The 1182-nt window shown below is 44.5% G+C and carries 2 tRNA genes and 2 rRNA genes; all 4 read left to right on the top strand.

Going from position 1 to position 1182, the window contains the following annotated elements:
- Positions 1–206: ribosomal RNA gene (locus tag L5M11_RS23725) — 16S ribosomal RNA — on the top strand; the annotation flags it as partial.
- A 99-nt stretch (positions 207–305) separates the two neighbouring features.
- Positions 306–382, top strand: a tRNA-Ile gene (locus L5M11_RS23720).
- A gap of 138 nt (positions 383–520) precedes the next feature.
- A tRNA-Ala gene (locus L5M11_RS23715) sits at positions 521–596 on the top strand.
- Positions 597–958: 362 nt separating this feature from the next.
- Positions 959–1182: ribosomal RNA gene (locus tag L5M11_RS23710) — 23S ribosomal RNA — on the top strand; the annotation flags it as partial.

Raw genomic sequence — 1182 nt, 5'->3', positions numbered from 1 at the left:
GGAATCGCTAGTAATCGTGGATCAGAATGCCACGGTGAATACGTTCCCGGGCCTTGTACACACCGCCCGTCACACCATGGGAGTGGGCTGCAAAAGAAGTGGGTAGCTTAACCTTCGGGGGGGCGCTCACCACTTTGTGGTTCATGACTGGGGTGAAGTCGTAACAAGGTAGCCCTAGGGGAACCTGGGGCTGGATCACCTCCTTACCTATACGACTAACTTAATGTTTGTTGAGTGTTCACACAGATTTGCTTGATAGAAGAAAGAGTAAAAGATGGACCTAGTCAAATAGGTTTATCAAAGATGGGTCTGTAGCTCAGCTGGTTAGAGCGCACCCCTGATAAGGGTGAGGTCGGTGGTTCAAGTCCACTCTGACCCACCAAATCTTCGTTCTCCTTTGTTAAATTAACACTCGTTTAGTGAACTAAACGTCGCGTTAATTTGCCGCGGATAACTCGATTTGGCAAACCAATCCTTTTAGAGGTTTGGAACATCTTACTTACTCGCACTGCATGTAAATGGGGCTATAGCTCAGCTGGGAGAGCGCCTGCCTTGCACGCAGGAGGTCTGCGGTTCGATCCCGCATAGCTCCACCATTTACACCTTATTCTGACTTTATTGCAAAGTAATAAGGCATATGCACTATGGATAGAGATGCCAAAGATAAACTTAAAAATTATCTTTGGCTTTTTTAAGCCCGCTCTTTAACAATTTGGAAAGCTGATAGTATTTAATTGCATGAGTCTGTCATGTGATTAATTACAAAACGTTTAATGCGAAAGCATTGAACATGAGTTCTCAAACACTTTATTAAGTGTCTTGAATATTCAAAAGTAAATTATTCTTTATTGAATAGTTTACGTCTAAGGCGCGTCCACTTCTTTGGTCAGAAGTGAGACAAGTAAAACCAAGCTGGTCGCAATGCGACTCAGGTGAGTGAAACTCATTTGGGTTGTATGGTTAAGCGACTAAGCGTATACGGTGGATGCCTTGGCAGTCAGAGGCGATGAAGGACGTAGTAACTTGCGAAAAGCGTTGGCGAGCTAGTAACAAGCATTTGAGCTAACGATGTCCGAATGGGGGAACCCAGCAGCATAAGCTGTTATCGCAACATGAATACATAGTGTTGCGAGGCGAACGAGGGGAACTGAAACATCTAAGTACCCTTAGGAAAAGAAATCA

The sequence above is a fragment of the Shewanella sp. SM87 genome (assembly GCF_025653705.1).
GTDB classification, from domain to species: Bacteria; Pseudomonadota; Gammaproteobacteria; order Enterobacterales; family Shewanellaceae; genus Shewanella; species Shewanella oncorhynchi.
Note: the sequence above shows the minus strand (reverse complement) of the source record. Positions and strands in the feature narration are given on the sequence as shown.